The organism is Amycolatopsis methanolica 239 (assembly GCF_000739085.1).
GTDB classification, from domain to species: domain Bacteria; phylum Actinomycetota; class Actinomycetes; order Mycobacteriales; family Pseudonocardiaceae; genus Amycolatopsis_E; species Amycolatopsis_E methanolica.
The window spans coordinates 3,501,213-3,521,669 of record NZ_CP009110.1 but is presented as its reverse complement, the minus strand read 5'-3'; the positions used below and the strand labels follow the sequence as shown (position 1 = coordinate 3,521,669).

Genomic DNA, 20,457 nt, shown 5'->3' with positions numbered 1-20,457 from the left:
GACGCGATCAATCTTCGTGCGTCGCGCGCCCCGTGTCCAGCCGGGAGTGGTACCGCTCGTGTGCCTCCCGCACCAGGTCCTCGGAGATCCACGCGATCGGCTCCACGTCCACCAGCAACGGCTCGTTATCCGGCCCGAAATCGACCTCCTTGCCGGTGAGCACCCACGGCCGCGCCCCCTCCGCCTGCTGGTGCGCGTACTGCACGATCCGCCGCGCCAGCCAGTCCTCCACCGGCAACGACCACCAGCCCGGCGCGTTCAACGGGTTCACCGACACCCCGGGCATCTCCAGCCCGCTCTCGTGATCGGTGCTCGGGTGCTCCGCGTCGGACTCCGGACCGGGCGAGTACCGCACGTAGACGACCGCACCGGGGATCAGCAGCGCCGCCAGATCCGCCAGCCGGTGCAGGGTGGGCAACGAGTCTTCGACCGCCATGCCGCACAGATGCCCCGCCACGGCCACGCTTAACCGTGCACCGTGTAGCGCGTCACCACCTCGGCCGGGCGACGCCGCGTCGCCGGGGCCGCGAACCCGTACCCGAACCGCAGCACCACCTGCGCATTCCCGGGCGCCGACACCAGCCGCGCCACCGCCGCCCGCAGCGCCGGGATCTCCACCGGCTGCGACAGGAACGACACGCTCACCCCCGCCGTCGTCGCCCGCAGCAGCACCCGCTGCATCGCCTGCCCCGCCCGCAACTGGGCCAGCCGTGTGTCGGTGTAGGACGACAGCACCGCCACCAGCGGCTTGCGGTCGAACGGCCACTCCGGACCCGACCCGGCCGCCGACGCCGGCACACCGTCGTCCCGCGACCCGTCCGGCGCCGTCCACTGCCGCAGCTCGTCCTGGAACGCCAGATCCTCCCGCTGCAACCGCTCGGCCTCCCGCAGCAGCACCCCCAGCTCGTCCAGCTGCGCGGCCCGCCCCACGACCGCCAGGTGCGCGCCCTCCTCGGTCGCCGCCCGCACCAGCGCCTGCCGCACCCACACCGGCACCTCCCGCGCCGTGAACGCCCGCCGGTTGCTCCGCCGGTAGGCGATCGCTCGCGCCATCGCCACGTCGTCGGGCGTCGGGGTCACCCGCCCCCTCGCCCACACCGTCGCCAGGTGCTCCGGCACGTCCCGCCGCGGCAGCAGGTGCGCCACCGGCGTCCGGCCCGCAGCACGCAACGCCAGCCGCACGTTCAGGATCGCCGCGCCGCACGCCAGCCGCGCCTCCCGGCCATCGGGGTCGGCCACCTTCAGGATCCGGTCCGGATCCAGGAACACCCCGACCCGGTCACCGTCCACCTCGAACCGCCACGGCTGACTGTTGTGCGGCGACGGCGCGCGGACCGCCGCGTCGAGTGCGACCCTGACCGGGTCCGGACCGGCGAACGACATCTGGGCTCCCTGCCGCGAAGGGTCCAGGATCGTTCCACTCTTCATCACCGCCCGCTTCCCCACGAGGGCACGGTGTCCTCACCGATGGGGCCTTTGTGCCCTATCGGCGGTGAAACTCGTCCCGCGCCACCTCGCTTTTTGACTGGTGTTCTCCCAGGTGACATGCGAGTCTGGCGATATGCCCGGGACCGACGACCCCGACGAGGCCCAACCCGTCGCCGGGTTACGGGAAAGCCTGTCCCAGTTGCGATTGCGCGAACTGCTCCGGGAAGTGCAGGACCGCATCGAGCAGTTGGTGCAATCCCGCGACCAGATGGACGGGCTGCTCGAAGCGATGCTCGCCGTCGCGGGCGGTCTCGAACTTGACGCCACCCTGCGCCGCATCGTGCACGCCGCCATCAACCTCGTCGACTGCCACTACGGCGCCCTCGGCGTGCTCAACCAGGACCGCGAAGGCCTCGCCGAATTCGTCTACGAGGGCATCGGCGAGAAGACCCGCCGCGAGATCGGCGACCTGCCCACCGGGCACGGCCTGCTCGGACTGCTGATCCAGCAACCGAAACCCATCCGCCTCGACGACATCTCCCAGCACGCCGCGTCCTCCGGGTTCCCCGCGCACCACCCGCCGATGAAGACCTTCCTCGGCGTCCCGGTGCGCGTCCGCAACGAGGTGTTCGGCAACCTCTACCTCACCGAGAAGCGCAACGGCCAGCCGTTCACCGAGGACGATGAGCTCGTCGTGCAGGCACTGGCCGCCGCGGCTGGCATCGCCGTGGAGAACGCCCGCCTCTACGAAGAAGCCCAGCTGCGGCAACGCTGGCAGGAAGCCACCAGCGAGATCCGCGCCGAACTGCTCGCCGCCGCGGATCCCACCGACGTGCTCTACCTGATCGCCAACCGCGCGCTCGCCCTCGCCGGCGCCGACTACGCCTTCATCGCCCAGCCCGAAGACCCCGACGCGCCGCCCGCCGACGTCACCCACCTGACGGTCACCGTGTCCGCGGGCCTCAACTCCGACCCGCTCGTCGGCCGCGAAATCCCCATCGCGGGCTCCAGCTGCGGCGCCGCCTACACCGACGCCGAGCCCCGCCGCGTGGAGAACCTCGCCTACGACCTCACGCACGAGTTCGGCCCCGCGCTGGTCCTGCCGCTGCGCGCGTCCCGCGACCACGTCTCCGGCGTGCTCGTCACCCTGCGCAAGGCAGGCCAGGACCCGTTCGACGGCACCCAGCTCCCGCTCGCCGCCGCGTTCGCCGACCAGGCCGCGCTCGCCCTGCAACTGGCCGAGGACCAGCGCTCCATCAACGAGCTGAAGGTGGTCTCCGACCGCGACCGCATCGCCCGCGACCTGCACGACCACGTCATTCAACGCCTGTTCGCCCACGGGCTGGCGTTGCAGAGCACCCACATGCGCTCCCGTAACCCGGAGATCCAGCGGCGGCTGGCGGACATGATCGACGACGTGCAGAGCATCGTCGCCGAAATCCGCACCGCGATCTTCGACCTGCACGGCGGTCTGCAGGGCACCACCCAGCTGCGCAAACGGCTCAACGAGATCATCGCCGAGGTCACCGGCGACACCGGGCTGCGCACCACGGTCCGCATGTCCGGCCCGATCGGCGTCGTCGGCAGCGACCTGGCCGAACACGCCGAGGCGGTGCTGCGGGAGGCGTTGTCCAACGCGGTCCGCCACGCCCGCGCGACCACCCTGATGATCACCGTCTCGGTCGACGACGACCTCGTCATCGACGTCGTCGACAACGGCATCGGCATCCCCGGCAAGGTCGCCCGCAGCGGCCTGCACAACCTGGCCGAACGCGCCGCCCAGGCCGGTGGAACGTGCTCGGTGACCGCGCTGGAGGGCGGCGGCACCCGGCTGACCTGGTCCGCCCCGGTGACCTAGCCGGCGAAGTAGTGCCCCTCCCCGAGATCCGTCATGAGGGTGGGGTGCACCGGCTCCCAGCCGAGCAGGCGGCGGGTGTCCAGATTGGACAACGGGTTGTCGATGCTCATCAGCGGCCCGAAGCGACCAGCGGCCTGCTCGGCCGGGATGCTGCGCACCGGGACCCCCAGATGGCGGCCGATCGCCTCGGCGATGTCCCGCACCCGCACGCCCTCCTCCGCCGCTGCGATCAGCCGCGCTCCCGCGGGGCACCTGCTCCACCGCCAGCCGGTAGAGGCGGGCCAGGTCCAGCGTGTGCACCGCGGGCCAGCGGTTCGAGCCGTCGCCGAGGTAGTAAGAGACACCACTCGCCCGCGCGAACTTGATCAGCGTCGGCACGAAACCCCTTCGGTCCCACGTGCTGTGCACCACCTGCGGCACCGCCACGAGCACAGCGCGGACCCCCTGCCCGGCGAGGCCGGCGATCATCCGCCCGGTCGCGAGCCGCGGGTTCGCCGCGAGAACCTCGTCCGCCACGCTCGGCATCCCGATTCCTTCGAGGGCCTTGCCCGTGCCGGCCAGCGCCTCGCCGAACGCCCGCGCCGCGGCCAGGTCGGCTGCCGCCGCCGCGGACCAGTCCCCGGCCAGCGCCGCGGCGTTGTCGAAGGCCAGGTGGACGACCGCGTCCGCGCCAGCCGCGGCCGCACGCAGCCCGCCGGTGTCCGCCAGATCGCCAAGGCGCACCTCGGAGCCCAGCACCTTCACCGCGGCGGCCGAGGACTCCGAACGGGCCAGGCCCACGACCTCGTGTCCGGCCTGGAGCAGTTCGGTGACGACGGCGGAACCGATGTGACCGCCGGCGCCCGGGACGAAAACCCGCATCAGGAGCCTCCCGCTGAAGTGATGTGACTGAGTACCGTCACTGTAGCGAACGTGACGGTACTCAGTCACATCACCTAGGCTGTGCGCATGGGCCGCTGGGAACCGAATGCGCGCATGCGCCTGGTGCGCGCCGCCATCGACCTGTTCGCCGAGCAGGGCTACGACAAGACCACCGTGGCGCAGATCGCCGAACGCGCCGGCCTCACCAAGACCACCTTCTTCCGCCACTTCCCCGACAAGCGCGAAGTGCTCTTCGCCGGACAAGAAGCGCACGCCCGGCTCCTCGCCGACGGCATCGCCGGCGCACCCGCCGGCGCCACCCCGCTGCAAGCCGTCGCCGCCGCCCTCGACGCCGTCACCGCCACCTTCGTGCCGGAACAACGGGAGTTCGGCCCCCGCCTGCACGACGTCATCGCCGCCCACAAGGAACTGCGGGAACGCGAGGTGTTCAAACGCGCAGGTCTCTGCGCGGCGATGGCGGAAGCGCTCACCGCGCGCGGCGTGCCGGACCCCGCCGCGAGCCTCGCCGCCGACCTCGGCGTCCGCGCCTTCACCCGCGCGTTCGACCGGTGGATCGAACCCGCCAACGACCAGCCGTTCCCCGAGCTCGCCCGCCAAGCCCTCGACGAACTCCGCACCGCTGCCGCCACCCTCGCCTGAACCCGCGCCCCCGGGCCTGCCAGGGCCCTTCGGCCCTTACCGGCCGCCCCGGGCTCGGCAAGGCTGGGATCATGCACGCCTGGCGAGTGTTCCGGCCCGGGCCTCCGGGCACCCGCAAGTTCGAACTCCGCAACGAACCCGTCCCGGACGTCGGTGACCGCGGACTGCTGCTGCGCGTGCTCGCCTGCGGAGTGTGCCGCACCGATCTGCACGTCGTCGCGGGGGACCTGCCGGTGCACCGCGCCGGGGTGGTGCCCGGGCACGAGGTCGTCGGCGAGGTCGCGGCCCTCGGCCCGCACGTCACCGGTTTCGCGGTCGGCGACCGGGTGGGTGCCGCGTGGCTGCGCGGCACCTGCGGTGAATGCGCTTATTGCCGCCGCGGCGCGGAGAACCTCTGCCCGGACTCCCGCTACACCGGCTGGGACGCCGACGGCGGCTACGCCCGCTTCACCACCGTCCCCGCCGCCTACGCCCACCGGCTCCCCGGCGGCTACTCGGTCACCGAGCTCGCCCCGCTGCTGTGCGCCGGCATCATCGGCTATCGCGCGCTGCGCCGGTCCGACCTGCCCCGCGGCGGGCGCCTCGGCGTGTACGGCTTCGGCGCCAGCGCCCACCTGGCGGCCCAGGTCGCGCTCGCCGAAGGCGCCACCGTGCACGTCCTGACCCGCAGCGCCCAGGCCAGGCAACTGGCCCTCGACCTGGGTGCCGCCTCCGCGGGCGACGCCGCCGGCCCGCCGCCGGAACCGCTCGACGCGGCGATCCTGTTCGCCCCGGTCGGCGACCTCGTCCCGCCCGCGCTGGCGGCGCTGGACCGCGGCGGCACCCTCGCGATCGCCGGGATCCACCTGACCGACATCCCGCCCCTGAACTACCAGGACCACCTGTTCCAAGAACGCACCCTGCGCAGCGTCACCGCCAACACCCGTCACGACGCGCGGGAGTTCCTGGACTTCGCCGGCCGGCACCACCTGCGGATCGTCACCACTGCCTACAGCCTCGACCAGGCCGACCAGGCACTCGCCGACCTCGCCGCCGACCGCGTCACCGGCGCCGCGGTTCTGGTTCCTTGACGTTCGTTAGGTGACCTTGGTCCTCTGGATCGGGGACCTAAGCCGTGACCTGACGACAGGGGCGCCCGTAGCCTGGGAGGGTTCCGTGCAGCGAAGGGATTGCGGCATGATCAAGGTCTTCCTCGTCGACGATCACGAGGTCGTGCGCCGCGGGGTCGGCGATCTGCTCGAGGCCGATCCGGGCCTCACCGTCATCGGCGAGGCGTCCACCGCCGCGCAGGCACTGAGCCGGATCCTGGCGCTGCGGCCGGACGTGGCGGTGCTGGACGTGCGCCTGTCCGACGGCAACGGCATCGAGCTGTGCCGCGAGCTGCGCTCCCGGCTGCCCGAGCTGAACGTGCTGATCCTGACCTCCTACACCGACGAGGAGGCCATGCTCAACGCGATCCTGGCCGGCGCCGGCGGGTACGTCATCAAGGACATCCAAGGGCTGCAGCTCGTCTCGGCGGTGCGCGAGGTCGGCAGCGGACGGTCGCTGCTGGACACCCGCGCGGCCGCGACCCTGATGGCGAAGCTGCGCGCGGACGCCGTCGAGAGCGGCCCGCTCGCCGCGTTGAGCGACCGCGAGCGCACGCTGCTCGGCCTCATCGGCGAGGGGCTGACCAACCGCCAGATCGCCGAGCGGATGTTCCTCGCGGAGAAGACCGTGAAGAACTACGTCTCCCGCCTGCTCACCAAGCTCGGTCTGGAACGGCGGACCCAGGCCGCTGTCCTCGCCACGAAGCTGCGGGAGGGCAGGCAGGTGAGGGACGGAGATTGAAGTCGCGACAAAGCCGCGCCGTATAGGTCGTTATACATCCTTGTGGTGTTCCCGGCGCTCCCGCTCCTCGCGCTCCCGGTAAGCCTCCTCGGCGAAGTAGCGCCGCATCGCCGATTCCGCCATCTCCTCCGTCGTGTGCCGGCCCGTCCGGGACGCCGCGGTCACCCGCGCCTCCCGCGCCGCCTTGCGGCTCTCCAGGTCGTCGTTCATCGTCCACTCCTTCCCTGGCTGAGCGTCTCCCATTCACGCGCCCACGCCGCCGCCCGGACGCGATCGAGCGCGAGGTGCACCGCGAGCACGACGAGCGTCAGCACCAGCACCACGCCGAGCCAGCCGAGCAGGCCGACGCCGAGCGCGATGCTCAGCGCGCCGAACGCCGACAGCGGTGGCGGCACCGGCTCCCCCGCACCGTCGACCCAGATCGGCAGCCGCGTGCCCTGGTCCGTGCCCGCCGGGACGGTGACCGGGCCGGAGCGCTCAGTCCCGTCCGGCAGCCGCCACAGCGCGGGCACCTCCGCCACCTGCACCGTGGGCCCGCCCGCCACGAACGACGGGGCGTCGGCCAGCACCACGGCCGCCACCTGGGTCCGGTCGGCCTGCTGTTCCCGCGCGAGCTCCGCTTGGCGGGCGTAAACGCCCGACACGAGCACCCCCGCCAGCGGCACGGCGGCCACCGCCAGCAGGATCGCCATCACCAGCAGACGCGCCTCCCAGCGGTCCCACGGACGCGCCAGCGGACCGCCCGGGTGGATCAGGCGCCAGAACCGGACCGGCCACGACTCGGGTGCGGGCGTCACCGGCCTGCCCCCGCCCGCGCCACCCCGGTTCCGCCGCGCATGTCCCGAGTCCTTCCACCACCCGGTTCAAGCGTGACGGCCCCACAGCCGGAGGTGAAGGGCCGTTGGTCACCGGACCCGCAACCGGCGGCGCACGGGCAGACTGGGGTGGATGCGCGACACCGGCACCCCTCCCCTGCTGTCCCGCCGCGCGGCCGTCCTCGGCGCCGTCGCGATGCTGGCCGCGGCCACCACACTGGCGAACCGCGTGCTGCCCGGCTGGGCCTACCCGCTGTGCGGGGCGGTGACCGCGGGCGTCCTCATCGGACTCGCGCGGCTGAGCGGGCGCGGGTTCGCCGAGCTCGGCCTGTCCCGGCGGCATTGGCGCCGGTCGGCGGCCACCGGGGGCATCGCCTGCCTGGTCGTCGCGGCCGGGTTCGGCGTCGCCCTCGCCGTGCCCGCGCTGCGGCCGCTGTTCCAGGACGGCCGGGTCGGGCAGCACCCGCCCGGCGAGCTGGTGTGGCTCGCGCTGGTGCGCATCCCGCTGGGCACCGTCCTCGTCGAAGAGGTCGCCTTCCGCGGTGTGCTGCCCGCGTTGCTGGGCGGCGGCGAACGCTGGCGCTGGCGGCCCGTCCTCGGCGCGTCCGCGTTGTTCGGGCTGTGGCACCTGCTGCCGTCACCGGCGCTGCGCCGCAACGCCGGCGTCGACGCGGCCATCGGCGCCCTGCCCCTGCCGGTCCTGTCGGTGCTGGCGATGCTCGGCGCCGCGGTGGCCGGTGTCGCGCTCTGCGCGCTCCGCTACACCGGGCGCGGGTTGCTGGCCCCCGGCCTGGTTCATCTGGCGCTCAACTCGGGCGGGCTCGTGCTCGCGTGGGTCGCAGGGCGCGCTGGTTAGGGACTTCCGGCCCTTGGGCGGCGACCACGACGACGAGGACAGTGGGGCCAGTCGAACTAGGAGCGTTCATGCGGCAACCCGGCCAGTGGAAGATGGACATCGGACTGGACGAGATCGGGGGTGTGACGCGCGCGGAAGTCCGGCTCGGCGGCACCGACGGCACCCGCTTCACCGGCATCGGCCTCGTCGAGAACGGCCCCCGCGGTCTGCACCTGCCCGGCATCGCGGCCGAGCTGGCCCTCGCGCGGGCCCTGAGCGACCTCACCGAGGAACTGCTCGAGGCGGTCGCCTCCGACATCGACACCCAGTTCACCTTCCCCGGGCGGCGCGTCAACTAGCCGGGGACGTTGGCCTCCAGCTCATCGAGCCAGGCGCGCGCACTCGCGTCGCTCGGGGCACGCCAGTCGCCGCGCGGGGACAGCGAACCGCCGGAGCCGACCTTCGGCGCGTTGGGCATCGCGGAGCGCTTGAACTGGCTGGTCTGGATGAACCGCCACAGGAACTCGCGCAGCCACTTCTTGATCGTCGGCAGGTCGTAGCTGTTGCGCTCGGACTCTGGCACCAGGTCCGGCCACCGCCCGGCGTTGACATCCCCCCACGCGTGCTGCGCCAGGTAGGCGATGCGGCTGGGCCGGTAGCCGAACCGCAGCAGGTAGTACAGGTGGAAGTCCTGCAGCTCGTACGGTCCGACCTTGGCCTCGGAACTCTGCGACGGCCCCGAGTCCGGTCCGTCGCCGGGCACCAGCTCCGGCGAGATCTCGGTGGCCAGGATCGACCGCAGCACCTCGTCGGCGCCTTCGCCCAGCTGCTCGGTCGCCACCTCCCACGCGATCAGGTACCGGATCAGCGTCTTGGGCACCGAGGCGTTGACGTTGTAGTGCGACATCTGGTCGCCCACTCCGTAGGTCGCCCACCCCAGCGCCTGCTCGCTCAGGTCACCGGTGCCGACCACGAGCGCGCCGTGGTGGTTGGCCAGCCGGAACAGGTGCGAGGTCCGCTCCCCCGCCTGCACGTTCTCGAACGTCACGTCGTACACCGGCGAGCCGTCGGCGGCCGGGTGCCCCAGGTCGGCCAGCATCTGCCGCGCCGAGGGCCGGATGTCGATCTCGTGCGCCGACGTGCCCAGCGCCTTCATCAGCTTGTGCGCGTTGGTCAGCGTGTGGTTGGTGGTGGCGAACCCGGGCATCGTGTAGGCCAGCACGTTCTCCCGCGGCAGCCCGAGCTTGTCCATGCTCTGCGCGGCGATGATCAGCGCCTGCGTCGAGTCGAGCCCGCCGGACACGCCGATCACGACCTTCTCGATCCCGGTCGCCGCGAGCCGCTGCGTCAGGCCCTGCACCTGGATGTGGTGCACCTCGCGGCAGCGCTCGTTGCGGTCCGCGGTGTTCGCCGGGACGTACGGGAACCGCTGGATCTCCCGGCGCAGCCGCACCGGCCCCGGCGGCAGCTCCAGCTCGAAGTCCACGCGGCGGAACCGCTTGAGCCGCTCCCGGTGGTCGTGCGCGTTGTCGTTGAAGCTGGTCATGCGCAGCCGGTCGGCGGCCAGCCGCTCCAGATCCACGTCGGCGGTCACCAGCTGGTTCGACTCGAACCGCTCACCCTCGGCCAGCAGCGACCCGTTCTCCGCGATCACCGCCTGCCCGTCCCACGCCAGGTCCGTCGTGGACTCCCCCGGCCCGGCCGCCGAGTACAGGTACGCGGCGATGTAGCGGGCCGAGTGGTTGGTGCACAGGTTGCGCCGGTAGCCGGCCTTGCCGATCACGATGTTGCTGGCCGAGAGGTTCAGCAGCACCGTGGCGCCGGCCAGCGCGCCGAACCCGCTCGGCGTCACCGGCACCCAGCCGTCCTCGCAGATCTCGACGTGGAACACCAGTCCCGGCACGTTCGGCGCGGCGAACAGCAGGTCGCTGCCGAACGGCGCGTCCTGGCCCGCCACGAGCACCCGCTCGGACACCGCGTCCCTGGCCGCCACGAACTGGCGCTTCTCATAGAACTCGCGGTAGCCCGGCAGGTAGCTCTTGGGCACCACGCCCAGGACCTGGCCGCGGTGCACCACGATGCCGCAGTTGAACAGCCGCCCCTCGAACCGCTGCGGCGCGCCGATCGCGAACACGCCCGGCAGGTCCGCCGACTCGTGCACGAACCGCGCCACGGCGTCGTCCACCGCGCCCTGCAGCGCGTTCTGGTGGAACAGGTCGTCGGCGGTGTAGGCGGAGAAGCCCAGCTCGGGGAACACCGTGATCGCGACCCCGTCCGCGGCCGCGCGGCGGGCCAGCGCCAGCGTAGCGTCGCAGTTGAACTCCGGATCCGCGACCCGGACCACCGGGACCGCGGAGGCCACCCGCACGAACCCGTGCCGGTAGAGCGAGGTGAAGTCGTGGGCCTGCGCTGATGTCACACTGTCCCCGTTTCCGCGTGCGTGCCGTGCACCCTCGAGCCTAGATCTAGACTCCGAACGTGCCCGACCCCACCACCGCCGTGCGTGATCTCGCGGACTCCCACGTCGCGCAGGCCTGCGCCGCCGACCCCCAGCTGGGCACCATGCTCGGCGTCGCGCCCAGGGAGGACCGGCTCACCGACCTCTCCCCCGCCGGGCAGCGGGAACGGGACGAGCTGGCGACCGCGACCCTGGCCCGGCTGCGCGGCCTGGAACCCGACGGCGACGACGAGCGCCGCTGCGCGCGGCTGCTGCGGGAGCGGCTGGCGACCGGGCTGGCGGTCAGCGCGGCGGGCGAGCACCTGCGTATGATCCGCAACATCCTCGGCCCGCTGCAGGGCCTGCGGAACACGTTCCTGATGATGCCCACCGACTCCGCGGAGGACTGGGCGGTGATCGCCCGCCGCGTCGCGCGCGTGCCGGACGCCCTGGCCGGGTACACCGAGTCGCTGCGCGAAGGCGTGCGGCGCGGCCTGTTCGCCGCGCCGCGGCAGGTCGACGCGGCGATCGCCCAGCTGGACGCGTGGGACGGCTGGTTCGCCGGGTTCACCGCCGGAGCCGACGTGCCGCCCGCGTTGCGCGCCGACCTGGACCGGGCCTGCGCCGCCGCGCAGGACGCGCTGACCGGGTTGCGCGGCTTCCTGGCCGTGGAGTACCTGCCGCGCGCAGAGGGGACGCCCGACAGCGTCGGCGAGGAGCGCTACCTGCTGCACGCCCGCCAGTGGACCGGCGCGCACCTCGACCTCGCCGCGACCACCGAGTGGGCCTGGGCGGAGTACCACGCCCTGGCCGCGCAGATGCGCGCCGAAGCCGGCCGCGTCCTGCCCGGCGCGCCGGTGCTCGAGGCGATGGCGTACCTGGACCGGGAGGGCCCGGTCGTCGAGGGCGCCGAAGAAGTCCGCCGCTGGCTGGCCGACCTCACCGCCCGCGCGATGGACGACCTGGACGGCAGGCACTTCGACCTGGCGCCGCCGGTGCGGGTGCTGGAAACCCGGCTGGCCCCGCCCGGCAGCGCGGCCGCGCCGTACTACACGCGGCCCGCGCGGGACTTCTCCCGGCCCGGCCGCACCTGGCTGCCCACGCTCGGGCAGACGCGCTTTCCACTGTGGACGCTGATCAGCACGTGGTACCACGAGTCCGTGCCGGGCCACCACCTGCAGTTCGGCCACTGGACCACGTTGTCCGGGCGGTTGTCGCTGTTCCAGACCAGCGCCGGTTCGGTCAGCGCCACCACCGAGGGCTGGGCGCTCTACGCCGAACGCCTGATGGACGAGCTGGGCTACCTCGACGACCCGGCCGCCCGCCTCGGCTACCTCGACTCGCAGATGATGCGGATCATCCGCGTGATCGTCGACATCGGCATGCACCTGGGGCTGCCGGTGCCGGAGGAGGCCGGGCTCGGCCCCGGCCTGCGCTGGACCGCCGAGACGGGCCGCGCGTTCTTCGGCGCCCACACCACACGCGAATCCGCGTTCCTGGACAGCGAGATCGTGCGGTACCTGGGCGTGCCGGGCCAGGCGATCAGCTACAAGCTCGGCGAGCGCGCCTGGCTGGCCGGGCGCGCGGCGGCCAGGGCCCGCAACCCGCGGTTCGAGCTGAAGGCCTGGCACATGGCCGCGCTGTCGGTGGGCACGCTCGGCCTGGACGACCTGGAACCGGAGCTGGCCGCGCTCTGACGGGCGCCGCTCACGCCGAGGTGCTCGCCCGACTCCCAGCGCTCGAAGGTGTTGACGCGCCCGGGCTCGAGCGGGTCCTTTCCCGAGCGGCTCAGCCGGCGAGCGGCCCGGAGTACCGGCGGCCGTGGCCGACCACGAGGCTCTTCATCTGGCTGTACTGGTCCAGCACCAGCCGGTGGTGGCAGTTGGTCCAGACCCCGGCTGGCCTGCACCGCGCGCCCGACGCGGTAGGCGCGATCGCCGTCGCGGGTCCACACCCCGGCGCCGGGGCCGTTGCGCGAGTCGTTGGCGATCGCGATCGCCTGTTCCTCGTCGGTGAACGAGGTGACCGTCAGCACCGGCCCGAACAGGTCCTCCCGGAACACGCGCATCCGGTTGTGGCCCCGCAGCACGGTCGGCGCGTAGAAGTAGCCGTCGGTGAACTCGTCGCCCACGGTCACCCGGTGCCCGCCGATCAGGACTGTCGCGCCCTCGCTCCGCCCGGTGTCCACACAGGACTCCAGGCGGGCCAGCTGGTCGGGCCGCCCCGCGGGCCGACGCGGGTGGCGGTGTCCAGCGGATCGTCGACCACCAGCTCGGCGATCCGCTCCAGGGCCCGCCCGACGAACTCGTCGTAGACCGGTTCCTGGACCAGCGCCCGGGACGGGCACGTGCACACCAGTAAGTCCCTCGTCGGAGGCGGAGCGCACCATCGCGTCCACCGCGCGGTCGAGGAAACCGTCCTCGTCGGCCGGCACGTCGGCGAAGAACACGTTGGGCGAGCGGGCTCCCACGTCCAGCCACACCGGCACCAGGTTCGGCGCCGCGCAGGACAGGATCCGCCGCCCGGTGGCGGTCTCGCCGCTGAAGACGACCTTCGCGATCCGGCGGCTGCTCGCCAGGTCGCGGCCGACGCCGTCGCCCCGGCCGGTGACGATGTTGAACACGCCCGGCGGAATCACCTCGCCGATCACCTCGGCCAGCTTCAGCACCGACCACGACGCGTCCGACACCGGCTTGAGCACCGAGCAGTTGCCCGCGGCCAGTGCGGGCGCCAGGTTCCACGCCGCGACGAGCACCGGGAAATGCACGGGAAGGAACTGGGCGACCACGCCGAGCGGTTCCCGGAACTGATACGCCAGCACGTCGTCGCCGATTCCGGAGACCATCCCCTCGTCACCACGCACGACCTCGGCGAAATAGCGGAAATGGTCGGCGGCGAGCGGAATGTCGACGCCAAGGGCCTCACGAATCGGGCGCCCGGTCTCCCAGCTTTCACATACCGCCAGCATCTCGGCGTTGTCCTCGATCGCGTCCGCCGCGGCGGTGAGGATCTCGGCCCGCCGCGCGTGCGTGCACTCCACCCACGCGTCCCGCGCGACGTGCGCGGCGTCGAGCGCCAGCTCCAGGTCGGCGGCGCTGGAGTCGGCGGTCTCGCAGATCGTGCGCCCGGTCGCCGGGCTGATCACCGGCCGGTACCGGCCCTCGGTCGGCGCCAGCCATTTCCCCCGATAAAATTGTCATAGCGCGGTAACACCGGAACGGAACTGCCAGGCAACCCGGGAGGGACGTATCTCATTTCCGAAACTCCTCACCGTGCGCGACGGTCCCACCCAGCGAACGCGGTGCGCGACGCCGGGTGAAAGGGGCGAAGGTCCCTAATCCAGTGGCGAACGGGCGATGAGCACGGGACATTCGGAGTGGTGGATCAGCGCCTGCGCGGTGGAACCGAGCAGCATGCCGCGGAATCCCCCGCGGCCCCGGCTGCCCGCCACGAGCAGCTGCGCCCGCGCGCTCCAGTCGAGCAGCCGCGTGCGGGGCTGGTCGCGCTCGGCCACGGCCCGCACGGTCACCTCCGGGTACTTGACCCGCCACGGCGCGAGCGACCGGTCCAGCACCTCGCGCTCGGCGTCCGTGCGCGGCGCCGTGCCGAAGGGATCGCGCACGAACCCGAACGCCTCGGCCAGGTCGAAGTCGTTCCACACGTGCAGGGCCACCAGTTCCACGTCCCGCGCGGCGGCCTCCTCGAAGGCCAGCCCGATCCAGGGCTCGGCCGGCGCGTACCCGTCGACGCCGACGACCACCGGCGCGTCGTCCGCGGGTTCCCCGCCGCGGACCACCGTGATCGGCGAGTGCCCGTGCACGGCGAGCGCCAGCGCGGTCGACCCGATCAGCAGATCGCGCAGCGCGCTCCGCCCGGCCGATCCGAGCACCAGCATCCGCGCGGTGTCGGATTTCTTGACCAGCAACGGGATCGGGCCGTCCTGGCTCACCTCGACCGTCACCGGCAGGTCCGGGTCGATTCGCCAGGCCTGGCGCCCCGCGCCGGCCAGCAGCCGCTCGGCGTGCAGCTCGTGCGCGGACAGCCAGTCCCCCGGCGGGACGGCCTCGCCGGCGAAGGCGTCCGGGATGCCGAAGCCGTGCACCAGGATCAGGGGCAGAGCCATCCGGGACGCCTCGCACGCACCCCACCCGACGGCCCGCTGCGAACCGGGCGAGCCGTCCACGCCCACCACCACGCTGTTGCCGGCGCCTGCGAAATCCATCGTCTTCTCCTCGTCCCGGGCGGGCCGATCGCCGCACCCCCAAGCCTCCCGGGCCGCGGTCACCGGGCGAAGAGCAGTTGGTCCCCGGTCGGCGAGGCCGAAGGCCCGGCGAAAGTCCCCGGCTCAGACGGTGGGCGCCACGGGCTGGCGCAGGACCGTCCGCAGCTTCTCCGGCGCGGCCCGGCGCGGGTCGCCGAGGTAGATCTCGTGGTGCAGGCCGGAGTGCCGCAGCCCGTGCGCGGCGAGGAGCTCGCCGAGCCGTGCCAGCGCCGGGCCCTCGTCGTCGTAGGGCCCGACGTGCAGCAGCTGGGCGCACCACCCCTCGTGCAGTGTGTGGAAGCGAACTCCGCCGATCGCGGGCAGCTGCTTCTTGGCGTGCGCGGCCTGCCGCGCCTGGCCGACCAGCTCCTCGTCCACCCACGGCGGCTGGCTGATCAGCATCGTCCAGTGCCAGGCGTCCTTCTCGCGCCGGATGAAGACGCCGTAGTCCTCTGCCCACCACAGCCCTTCCAGCGGCCCCACCACGAAGTCGTCCCCACCGGCGCGGCGGACGGCGAACTTGATCGTGTAGGCCACCGCGTAGAGCGCCTGGACCGCACGCGCGTACTCCTGCGAGGTGTTCGGGTTTCCGCTGCCGTCGATGGCGATGAACCGCTGCTCGGGCACGTCGACGAACGCCCAGTGGGTGTTCTTCGGCGCGTACAGCGCCTTGAGCTCCCGTTTCGGGTCGTAGCCGGGCATCGTCAGGCGTCCCCTTCCAGCGTGGCGCGGTACTCGGTCAGCCACTGCTGCTCGGCGGCGAGCTGGTGGAGCGAGAAGTCGAAGATCGCGCGGACGAAAGCGGGCGCGTCGGACTGGGCGTCGGCGGCGCGGCGGACGGCGCCGAGGCGGTCGTCCAGCGCGGCCGCGCGCGCGGCCAGCGCCTCACGCAGGCGCTCCGGCGGGATGAGAGGCTGACTGGCCAGGCCGACCAGGACCGGCGGGAACACCGGCCGCAGCTCGGCGACGGCCGCCTCCGCTTCTTCCGCGCACACCCGCCTGCCCTCCGGCGTCGGCCCGAACACCTTGCGCGCCTTGGCACGTCCGGTGCCCGCGCTCGCGACCTCGGTGATCAGCCCGCGGTCACGCAGGCGCCCCAGCAGGTAGTAGATCGAGCTGAACCCGATCTCGGTCCACTCCCGCATGCCACGGGCGGTGATGACCTCGTCCAGCTCGTAGCCGTGCCGGGGCCGCTCGACGAGCAGGCCGAGCAGCGTCAGCTCGGCGCGGGTCAATGCGGCCACATAGTTACTCTAGCACTAGAACAACTACTCCACGGTGACGCTCTTGGCGAGGTTGCGCGGCTTGTCGATGTCGCGGCCGAGCTTGCGCGCGGTGTGGTAGGCCAGCAGCTGGAGCGGGATGGTCAGCAGGACCGGGTCCAGCTCCGGGCCCACGGACGGAATCCGGACCACCTCGTCGGCTTCCGGCACCGCCAGTCCGGTGGTGGTGACCGCGACGACCGGCCCGCCGCGCGCCTTCACCTGCTCGATCGTGCCGAGGTTCTTCACGGCCAGCTCGTCGTCCGGGATCAGCACCACGCTCGGCATCGCGGGGTCCACCAGCGCCAGCGGGCCGTGCTTGAGCTCCGAGGCCTGGTAGGCCTCCGCGTGCACGTACGAGATCTCCTTCAGCTTCTGGGCACCCTCGCGCGCCACCGGCCAGCCGCGCACCCGGCCCAGGAAGAACACGTGCTCGGCGTCGGCGAACCGGCCGGCCAGCGACGCGATCCGGTCGGACTCCGCGAGCACCTGCCCGATCCGTTCCGGCAGCTCCCCCAGCGCGCCCGCGATCCGCCTGCCCTCGGCCAGCGACAGGTCGCGGACCCGGCCGAGCGTGAGGGCGAGCAGCGCGAACGCCACCGCCATGTTCGTGAACGCCTTCGTCGACGCCACCGAGATCTCCGGGCCGGCGTGCAGGAACACCCCGCTGTCGCACTCGCGCGCGATCGCCGAGCCCACGACGTTGACCGCGCCGACCACCCGGCCGCCCTTGCGCTGCAGCTCCTCCACCGTGGCGAGGGTGTCGGCGGTCTCGCCGGACTGGCTCACCGCGACGTAGAGGCAGTCCGGGTCCACCACCGGGTTGCGGTAGCGGAACTCGGCGGCCGGTTCCGCGTCGGCGGGCACCCGCGCCAGCTCCTCGACCAACCCGGCGCCGACCTGCCCGGCGTAGTAGGCCGATCCGCAGCCGAGGAACTTGACCCGCCGGATGCCGCGCAGCTCACGGGCGGTGAACCGGAGCCCGTCCAGGCGAGCGGTGCCCAGCCGCTCGTCGAGCCGCCCGCGCAGCACCCGCTGTGCCGCCTCGGGCTGCTCGGCGATCTCCTTCGCCATGTAGTCCGGGAACCCGCCCAGCTCGTAGTCCCCCGGCACCTCCTCCACGACCGTGGGCTGCCGGTCGGCGCCGCCGCTGGTCTCGAACCCGTCCGCGCGGATCGTGGCCAGCTCGCCGTCCTCGAGGTAGACGACCTGCTGGGTGTGCCGGACCAGCGCGGCCAGGTCGGAGGCCACGAACATCTCGTGGTCGCCGAGCCCCAGCACGAGCGAACTGCCGTGCCGGGCGGCGACCAGCACGTCCGGGCGCTCGGCGTCGAGCACGAGGAGCCCGTAGGTGCCCTCGACGTCGGCCAGCGCCGTGCGCACCGCCTCGGTGAGCGTGCCGCCGCGTTCGGCCGCGGCGGCGATCAGGTGGGCGAGTACCTCGCTGTCGGTGTCGGACACCAGCCGCACCCCGGACGCGCTCAGCGCGGTGCGCAACGCCGTGGCGTTCTCGATGATCCCGTTGTGCACCACCGCGATCCGCCGTCCGGCGTCGGTGTGCGGATGGGCGTTGGCGGCGGTCGCGGGGCCATGCGTGGCCCAGCGGGTGTGCGCGATGCCGGTGGTGCTGCCCGCCAGGTTCGCGGTGAGCCGGGTCAGCTCCGCGACGCGCACGGCGGCCTTGCGCACCAGCAGCCTGCCGTCCCTGGCGAGCGCGACGCCTGCCGAGTCGTAGCCGCGGTACTCCAGCCGCCGCAGGCCTTCCAGCAGGATCGGCAACGCGGGCCGACGGCCCAGGTACCCCACGATTCCGCACATGGCGCGCCTTCCCTTCCGCGACCGGGATGCTGTCGAAGTCGCCCGTCCGGCGACCGTCGTTACCGGAGTTCCCGCAGCGGGCGCGTCGTGCGCGGGTCCGTTGTCCGCTGCGGCAGGATGGCGGCATGAGCGACGGGGACTTGTTCGGCGCGGTCGGGCCGCGGCTGCGGGCGCTGCGCAAGCAGCGGCGCGTCACGCTGGCGCAGCTGGCCGAGGCGACCGGGATCTCGGTCAGCACGCTGTCGCGGCTGGAGTCCGGCGGGCGGCGGCCGACGCTGGAACTGCTGCTGCCGCTGGCCCGCGTCCACCAGGTCACCCTCGACGAGCTGGTCCGCGGATCGCCGGAGACCGGCGATCCGCGGGTGCACGCCAAACCGGTCGTGCGGTTCGGCGTGACGATCGTGCCGCTGACCCGGCGGCCGGGCGGGCTGCAGGCGTTCAAGATGATCTACCCGCCCGGGAAGCCCTCGCGCGAGCCGGAGCAGAAGGTGCACGAGGGCTACGAATGGATGTACGTGCTCTCCGGGCGACTGCGCCTCGTCCTCGGCGACCACGACGTGATCCTGACGCCCGGGGAGGCCGCGGAGTTCGACACCCGCACCCCGCACTGGTTCGGCAACCCCGGCCCGGAGCCGGCCGAAATCCTCAGCCTGTTCGGACCGCAGGGGGAACGGCTGCACGTCCGGGCACGACCGAAAGGTGAGTCATGAGCGACTTCGACGCCGGTGCGATCCGGGTGATCGCGTGCGACATCTTCGGCACCACGGTGGACTGGTACAGCGGCGTGCGCGACCAGGTCGCGCCGGTCTTCGCCGCGGCCGGGATCGACGTGGACGCGGGAGAGTTCACCTCCGCGTGGCGGGACAGGTACCTGCCCTCGATGCGCCGGGTGCAGGACGGCTCACGGGACTGGGCCGTCCTGGACACGCTGCACCGCGAGTCGCTGGACGCGCTGCTCGACGAGCACGGCGTGTCCCTCGGCGAGGACGACCGGCGCCGCCTGGTGCGCGCCTGGCACCGGCTGCCCGCGTGGCCGGACGCCGCGGCGGGCCTGGCGCGGCTGCGCTCCCGGCACGTCGTGGCGGCGCTGTCGAACGGCGGGTTCGCCCTGCTCACCCACCTGGTGAAGGACGCCGCCCTGCCGTTCGACTGCATCCTGTCGGCCGAGCTGGCCCGCGACTACAAGCCGTCCGCGACGGTGTACCGCACCGCGGCCGGCCTGCTGGACGTGGCGCCCGGCGAAGTGCTGATGGTCGCCGCGCACGCCTGGGACCTGGCGGGGGCACGGTCAGCCGGCCTGCGCACCGCGTTCCTGGAACGGCCCGCCGAGAAGGGCCCGCACCGCCAGGCCGACCGGCCCGGGGACTTCCCCGCTGATCTCGTCGCGGCGGACTTTCCGGAGCTGGCCGGCTTGCTTGGCTGCTGAGCGCCGCGCCGTATAGGTCGTTATACAGCCTCAGCCGCCGGCCTGGGACGGGTCCATCCAGATGATCTCCCAGTTGTGGCCGTCGGGGTCCTCGAACACGCGCTGGTACATGAACCCCTGGTCCATCGGGTCGCGGGTTTCCCGCCCGCCCGCGGCGACCGCCTTGTCCACCAGGGTGTCCACGGCCTCCCGGCTCTCGGCGGACAGGGCCAGCAGCACCTCGGTGGACTTGGCGCTGTCGGCGATCTGCTTGTCGGTGAAGGTCGTGAAGAAGTCGTGTCTGAGCAGCATCGCGTAGATCGTGTCGCTGAACACCAGGCAGGCCGCGTTCTCGTCGGTGAACTGCGCGTTGAACTCGTACCCCAGGTCGGACCAGAACTTCTTGGCCCTGTCCAGGTCGGCCACGGGCAGGTTCACGAAGATCATCTGATTCGTCATCCCCGTACCCTATGACCGTTTCACCGCCGCGCGCTTCTCCTATCTTGCGCTTCCACCGACGGGCACCGGCTTCGCGGGCGCACCGGCCTCGATCAACGTCCGCAACGGCGTCGCGAGGTCACGGGGCGCGAACAGGTCCGGACCGCGGTAGCCGGCGATCTCCTCGAGCGCCCACCAGCGGAAGCCGGTGATGTTCTCGGCGGCCGGCGCCTCGTCGGAGAACGTCCCGCGCGGTGTGAAAGCCGTCGTGCGGACCAGGTAGAAGCCGTCGGCGACCGCGTCGTGGCTGGTCAGCTCCGGCGGCGCGGGCGCTGCGCGACGCCACACGTGCGGCGGCAGCCTCCGTCGAGCACGAAACCGGTCTCCGAGCAGCTCCCTGCGCAGCGCCTCCAGCGGGGACTCACCGTCCTCGACGCCGCCGCCCGGGGTGATCCACACGGCCGTGCCCGGCGGGGCGATCCTCATGCGGCACAACAGGATCCGGTCGTCGTCCAGCATGACCGCCCGCACCCCGCGCCGCACCCGCAT

22 protein-coding genes and 3 pseudogenes are annotated in these 20,457 nt (G+C 72.7%); 9 read left to right on the top strand and 16 right to left on the bottom strand.

Features of this window, described 5'->3' with window-relative positions:
- Positions 1–7 precede the first annotated feature (7 nt).
- The gene (locus AMETH_RS17025; protein ID WP_017982321.1) at positions 8–436 is read right to left on the bottom strand and encodes a DUF6098 family protein; all 429 of its coding nucleotides are present in this window, start codon (positions 434–436) and stop codon (positions 8–10) included.
- A gap of 29 nt (positions 437–465) precedes the next feature.
- Positions 466–1,383: a nitroreductase family protein gene (locus tag AMETH_RS17020; protein ID WP_017982320.1), complete on the bottom strand. Its 918-nt coding sequence runs from the start codon at positions 1,381–1,383 to the stop codon at positions 466–468.
- 178 nt (positions 1,384–1,561) lie between these two features.
- On the opposite strand from AMETH_RS17020, the gene AMETH_RS17015 reads away from it, so the two are divergent.
- Positions 1,562–3,286, top strand: a complete 1,725-nt coding sequence (locus AMETH_RS17015) for a GAF domain-containing sensor histidine kinase (RefSeq protein ID WP_026153114.1) — start codon at positions 1,562–1,564, stop codon at positions 3,284–3,286.
- Here AMETH_RS17015 and AMETH_RS40240 read toward each other — a convergent pair.
- A complete protein-coding gene (locus tag AMETH_RS40240) occupies positions 3,283–3,495 on the bottom strand; it encodes a Rossmann-fold NAD(P)-binding domain-containing protein (protein WP_017982318.1) in 213 nt (70 codons plus the stop codon). The two genes, AMETH_RS17015 and AMETH_RS40240, sit on opposite strands and share 4 nt — an antisense overlap.
- A 481-nt stretch (positions 3,496–3,976) precedes the next feature.
- A pseudogene (locus AMETH_RS40235) lies at positions 3,977–4,147 on the bottom strand (NAD(P)H-binding protein); the annotation flags it as partial.
- A gap of 87 nt (positions 4,148–4,234) precedes the next feature.
- Here AMETH_RS40235 and AMETH_RS17005 point away from each other — a divergent pair.
- The 3 genes from AMETH_RS17005 to AMETH_RS16995 all read left to right on the top strand — a co-directional run bounded on the left by AMETH_RS17005 (position 4,235) and on the right by AMETH_RS16995 (position 6,637).
- The gene (locus AMETH_RS17005; RefSeq protein ID WP_026153113.1) at positions 4,235–4,807 is read left to right on the top strand and encodes a TetR/AcrR family transcriptional regulator; all 573 of its coding nucleotides are present in this window, start codon (positions 4,235–4,237) and stop codon (positions 4,805–4,807) included.
- A gap of 71 nt (positions 4,808–4,878) precedes the next feature.
- Complete coding sequence (locus tag AMETH_RS17000; protein ID WP_026153112.1) at positions 4,879–5,877, top strand: zinc-binding alcohol dehydrogenase family protein; 999 nt, start codon at positions 4,879–4,881, stop codon at positions 5,875–5,877.
- A 106-nt stretch (positions 5,878–5,983) separates the two neighbouring features.
- A complete protein-coding gene (locus tag AMETH_RS16995) occupies positions 5,984–6,637 on the top strand; it encodes a response regulator (protein ID WP_017982314.1) in 654 nt (217 codons plus the stop codon).
- A gap of 30 nt (positions 6,638–6,667) precedes the next feature.
- On the opposite strand, the gene AMETH_RS16990 is transcribed toward AMETH_RS16995, so the two are convergent.
- Positions 6,668–6,847 (bottom strand): hypothetical protein, encoded by a 180-nt coding sequence (locus AMETH_RS16990; protein WP_017982313.1) that lies wholly within the window; start codon positions 6,845–6,847, stop codon positions 6,668–6,670.
- On the bottom strand, positions 6,844–7,434 hold the full coding sequence (locus AMETH_RS16985) for an Rv1733c family protein (RefSeq protein ID WP_017982312.1): 591 nt from the start codon (positions 7,432–7,434) through the stop codon (positions 6,844–6,846). The genes AMETH_RS16990 and AMETH_RS16985 overlap by 4 nt, the downstream gene beginning before the upstream one ends.
- Positions 7,435–7,585: 151 nt before the next feature.
- Here AMETH_RS16985 and AMETH_RS16980 point away from each other — a divergent pair, with 151 nt between their 5' ends.
- Both AMETH_RS16980 and AMETH_RS16975 read left to right on the top strand, forming a co-directional pair.
- Positions 7,586–8,308 (top strand): CPBP family intramembrane glutamic endopeptidase, encoded by a 723-nt coding sequence (locus tag AMETH_RS16980; RefSeq protein ID WP_017982311.1) that lies wholly within the window; start codon positions 7,586–7,588, stop codon positions 8,306–8,308.
- Positions 8,309–8,376: 68 nt separating this feature from the next.
- Complete coding sequence (locus tag AMETH_RS16975) at positions 8,377–8,646, top strand: dsRBD fold-containing protein (RefSeq protein ID WP_017982310.1); 270 nt, start codon at positions 8,377–8,379, stop codon at positions 8,644–8,646.
- On the opposite strand, the gene AMETH_RS16970 is transcribed toward AMETH_RS16975, so the two are convergent.
- The gene (locus AMETH_RS16970; protein WP_017982309.1) at positions 8,643–10,706 is read right to left on the bottom strand and encodes an NAD(+) synthase; all 2,064 of its coding nucleotides are present in this window, start codon (positions 10,704–10,706) and stop codon (positions 8,643–8,645) included. The two genes, AMETH_RS16975 and AMETH_RS16970, sit on opposite strands and share 4 nt — an antisense overlap.
- Before the next feature lie 59 nt (positions 10,707–10,765).
- On the opposite strand from AMETH_RS16970, the gene AMETH_RS16965 reads away from it, so the two are divergent.
- Positions 10,766–12,421, top strand: a complete 1,656-nt coding sequence (locus tag AMETH_RS16965; protein ID WP_017982308.1) for a DUF885 domain-containing protein — start codon at positions 10,766–10,768, stop codon at positions 12,419–12,421.
- Between the two features lie 263 nt (positions 12,422–12,684).
- On the opposite strand, the pseudogene AMETH_RS41545 reads toward AMETH_RS16965, so the two are convergent.
- The 7 genes and pseudogenes from AMETH_RS41545 to glmS form a co-directional block, all read right to left on the bottom strand.
- Positions 12,685–12,912, bottom strand: a pseudogene (locus AMETH_RS41545) (aldehyde dehydrogenase family protein); the annotation flags it as partial.
- Positions 12,876–13,079, bottom strand: coding sequence for an aldehyde dehydrogenase family protein (locus tag AMETH_RS41540; protein WP_267283482.1), 204 nt, complete (start codon positions 13,077–13,079; stop codon positions 12,876–12,878). The pseudogene AMETH_RS41545 and the gene AMETH_RS41540, both read right to left, overlap by 37 nt.
- Positions 13,080–13,161: 82 nt before the next feature.
- Positions 13,162–13,869, bottom strand: a pseudogene (locus AMETH_RS41535) (aldehyde dehydrogenase family protein); the annotation flags it as partial.
- Positions 13,870–14,058: 189 nt separating this feature from the next.
- Complete coding sequence (locus tag AMETH_RS16955; protein WP_017982307.1) at positions 14,059–14,946, bottom strand: universal stress protein; 888 nt, start codon at positions 14,944–14,946, stop codon at positions 14,059–14,061.
- Between the two features lie 123 nt (positions 14,947–15,069).
- Positions 15,070–15,687 carry a GyrI-like domain-containing protein gene (locus AMETH_RS16950; protein WP_017982306.1) on the bottom strand — a complete coding sequence of 206 codons (618 nt, stop codon included), beginning with the start codon at positions 15,685–15,687 and terminating at the stop codon, positions 15,070–15,072.
- Positions 15,688–15,689: 2 nt separating this feature from the next.
- Positions 15,690–16,229 carry a PadR family transcriptional regulator gene (locus tag AMETH_RS16945; RefSeq protein ID WP_017982305.1) on the bottom strand — a complete coding sequence of 180 codons (540 nt, stop codon included), beginning with the start codon at positions 16,227–16,229 and terminating at the stop codon, positions 15,690–15,692.
- A gap of 24 nt (positions 16,230–16,253) precedes the next feature.
- On the bottom strand, positions 16,254–18,065 hold the full coding sequence (gene glmS, locus AMETH_RS16940) for a glutamine--fructose-6-phosphate transaminase (isomerizing) (RefSeq protein WP_017982304.1): 1,812 nt from the start codon (positions 18,063–18,065) through the stop codon (positions 16,254–16,256).
- Positions 18,066–18,190: 125 nt separating this feature from the next.
- Here glmS and AMETH_RS16935 point away from each other — a divergent pair, with 125 nt between their 5' ends.
- Together AMETH_RS16935 and AMETH_RS16930 are read left to right on the top strand one after the other, a co-directional pair.
- Positions 18,191–18,775, top strand: a complete 585-nt coding sequence (locus tag AMETH_RS16935; protein WP_017982303.1) for a helix-turn-helix domain-containing protein — start codon at positions 18,191–18,193, stop codon at positions 18,773–18,775.
- Positions 18,772–19,491 (top strand): haloacid dehalogenase type II, encoded by a 720-nt coding sequence (locus tag AMETH_RS16930; protein WP_017982302.1) that lies wholly within the window; start codon positions 18,772–18,774, stop codon positions 19,489–19,491. Before AMETH_RS16935 ends, AMETH_RS16930 begins: the two co-directional genes overlap by 4 nt.
- Before the next feature lie 30 nt (positions 19,492–19,521).
- Here AMETH_RS16930 and AMETH_RS16925 read toward each other — a convergent pair whose 3' ends face one another.
- Positions 19,522–19,929 (bottom strand): VOC family protein, encoded by a 408-nt coding sequence (locus AMETH_RS16925; RefSeq protein ID WP_026153111.1) that lies wholly within the window; start codon positions 19,927–19,929, stop codon positions 19,522–19,524.
- Positions 19,930–19,968: 39 nt separating this feature from the next.
- Positions 19,969–20,457, bottom strand: coding sequence for an NUDIX domain-containing protein (locus AMETH_RS16920; RefSeq protein ID WP_017982300.1), 489 nt, complete (start codon positions 20,455–20,457; stop codon positions 19,969–19,971).

Excerpts from the sequence above, each read along its gene's own strand:
- AMETH_RS17025 (WP_017982321.1), bottom strand. The coding sequence starts at position 436 with ATGGCGGTCGAAGACTCGTTGCCCACCCTGCACCGGCTGGCGGATCTG.
- AMETH_RS17020 (WP_017982320.1), bottom strand. The coding sequence starts at position 1,383 with ATGTCGTTCGCCGGTCCGGACCCGGTCAGGGTCGCACTCGACGCGGCG.
- AMETH_RS17015 (WP_026153114.1), top strand. The coding sequence starts at position 1,562 with ATGCCCGGGACCGACGACCCCGACGAGGCCCAACCCGTCGCCGGGTTA.
- AMETH_RS17005 (WP_026153113.1), top strand. The coding sequence starts at position 4,235 with ATGGGCCGCTGGGAACCGAATGCGCGCATGCGCCTGGTGCGCGCCGCC.
- AMETH_RS17000 (WP_026153112.1), top strand. The coding sequence starts at position 4,879 with ATGCACGCCTGGCGAGTGTTCCGGCCCGGGCCTCCGGGCACCCGCAAG.
- AMETH_RS16995 (WP_017982314.1), top strand. The coding sequence starts at position 5,984 with ATGATCAAGGTCTTCCTCGTCGACGATCACGAGGTCGTGCGCCGCGGG.
- AMETH_RS16990 (WP_017982313.1), bottom strand. The coding sequence starts at position 6,847 with ATGAACGACGACCTGGAGAGCCGCAAGGCGGCGCGGGAGGCGCGGGTG.
- AMETH_RS16980 (WP_017982311.1), top strand. The coding sequence starts at position 7,586 with ATGCGCGACACCGGCACCCCTCCCCTGCTGTCCCGCCGCGCGGCCGTC.
- AMETH_RS16975 (WP_017982310.1), top strand. The coding sequence starts at position 8,377 with ATGCGGCAACCCGGCCAGTGGAAGATGGACATCGGACTGGACGAGATC.
- AMETH_RS16955 (WP_017982307.1), bottom strand. The coding sequence starts at position 14,946 with ATGGATTTCGCAGGCGCCGGCAACAGCGTGGTGGTGGGCGTGGACGGC.
- AMETH_RS16950 (WP_017982306.1), bottom strand. The coding sequence starts at position 15,687 with ATGCCCGGCTACGACCCGAAACGGGAGCTCAAGGCGCTGTACGCGCCG.
- glmS (WP_017982304.1), bottom strand. The coding sequence starts at position 18,065 with ATGTGCGGAATCGTGGGGTACCTGGGCCGTCGGCCCGCGTTGCCGATC.
- AMETH_RS16935 (WP_017982303.1), top strand. The coding sequence starts at position 18,191 with ATGAGCGACGGGGACTTGTTCGGCGCGGTCGGGCCGCGGCTGCGGGCG.
- AMETH_RS16930 (WP_017982302.1), top strand. The coding sequence starts at position 18,772 with ATGAGCGACTTCGACGCCGGTGCGATCCGGGTGATCGCGTGCGACATC.
- AMETH_RS16925 (WP_026153111.1), bottom strand. The coding sequence starts at position 19,929 with ATGACGAATCAGATGATCTTCGTGAACCTGCCCGTGGCCGACCTGGAC.
- AMETH_RS16920 (WP_017982300.1), bottom strand. The coding sequence starts at position 20,457 with ATGCGGGTGCGGCGCGGGGTGCGGGCGGTCATGCTGGACGACGACCGG.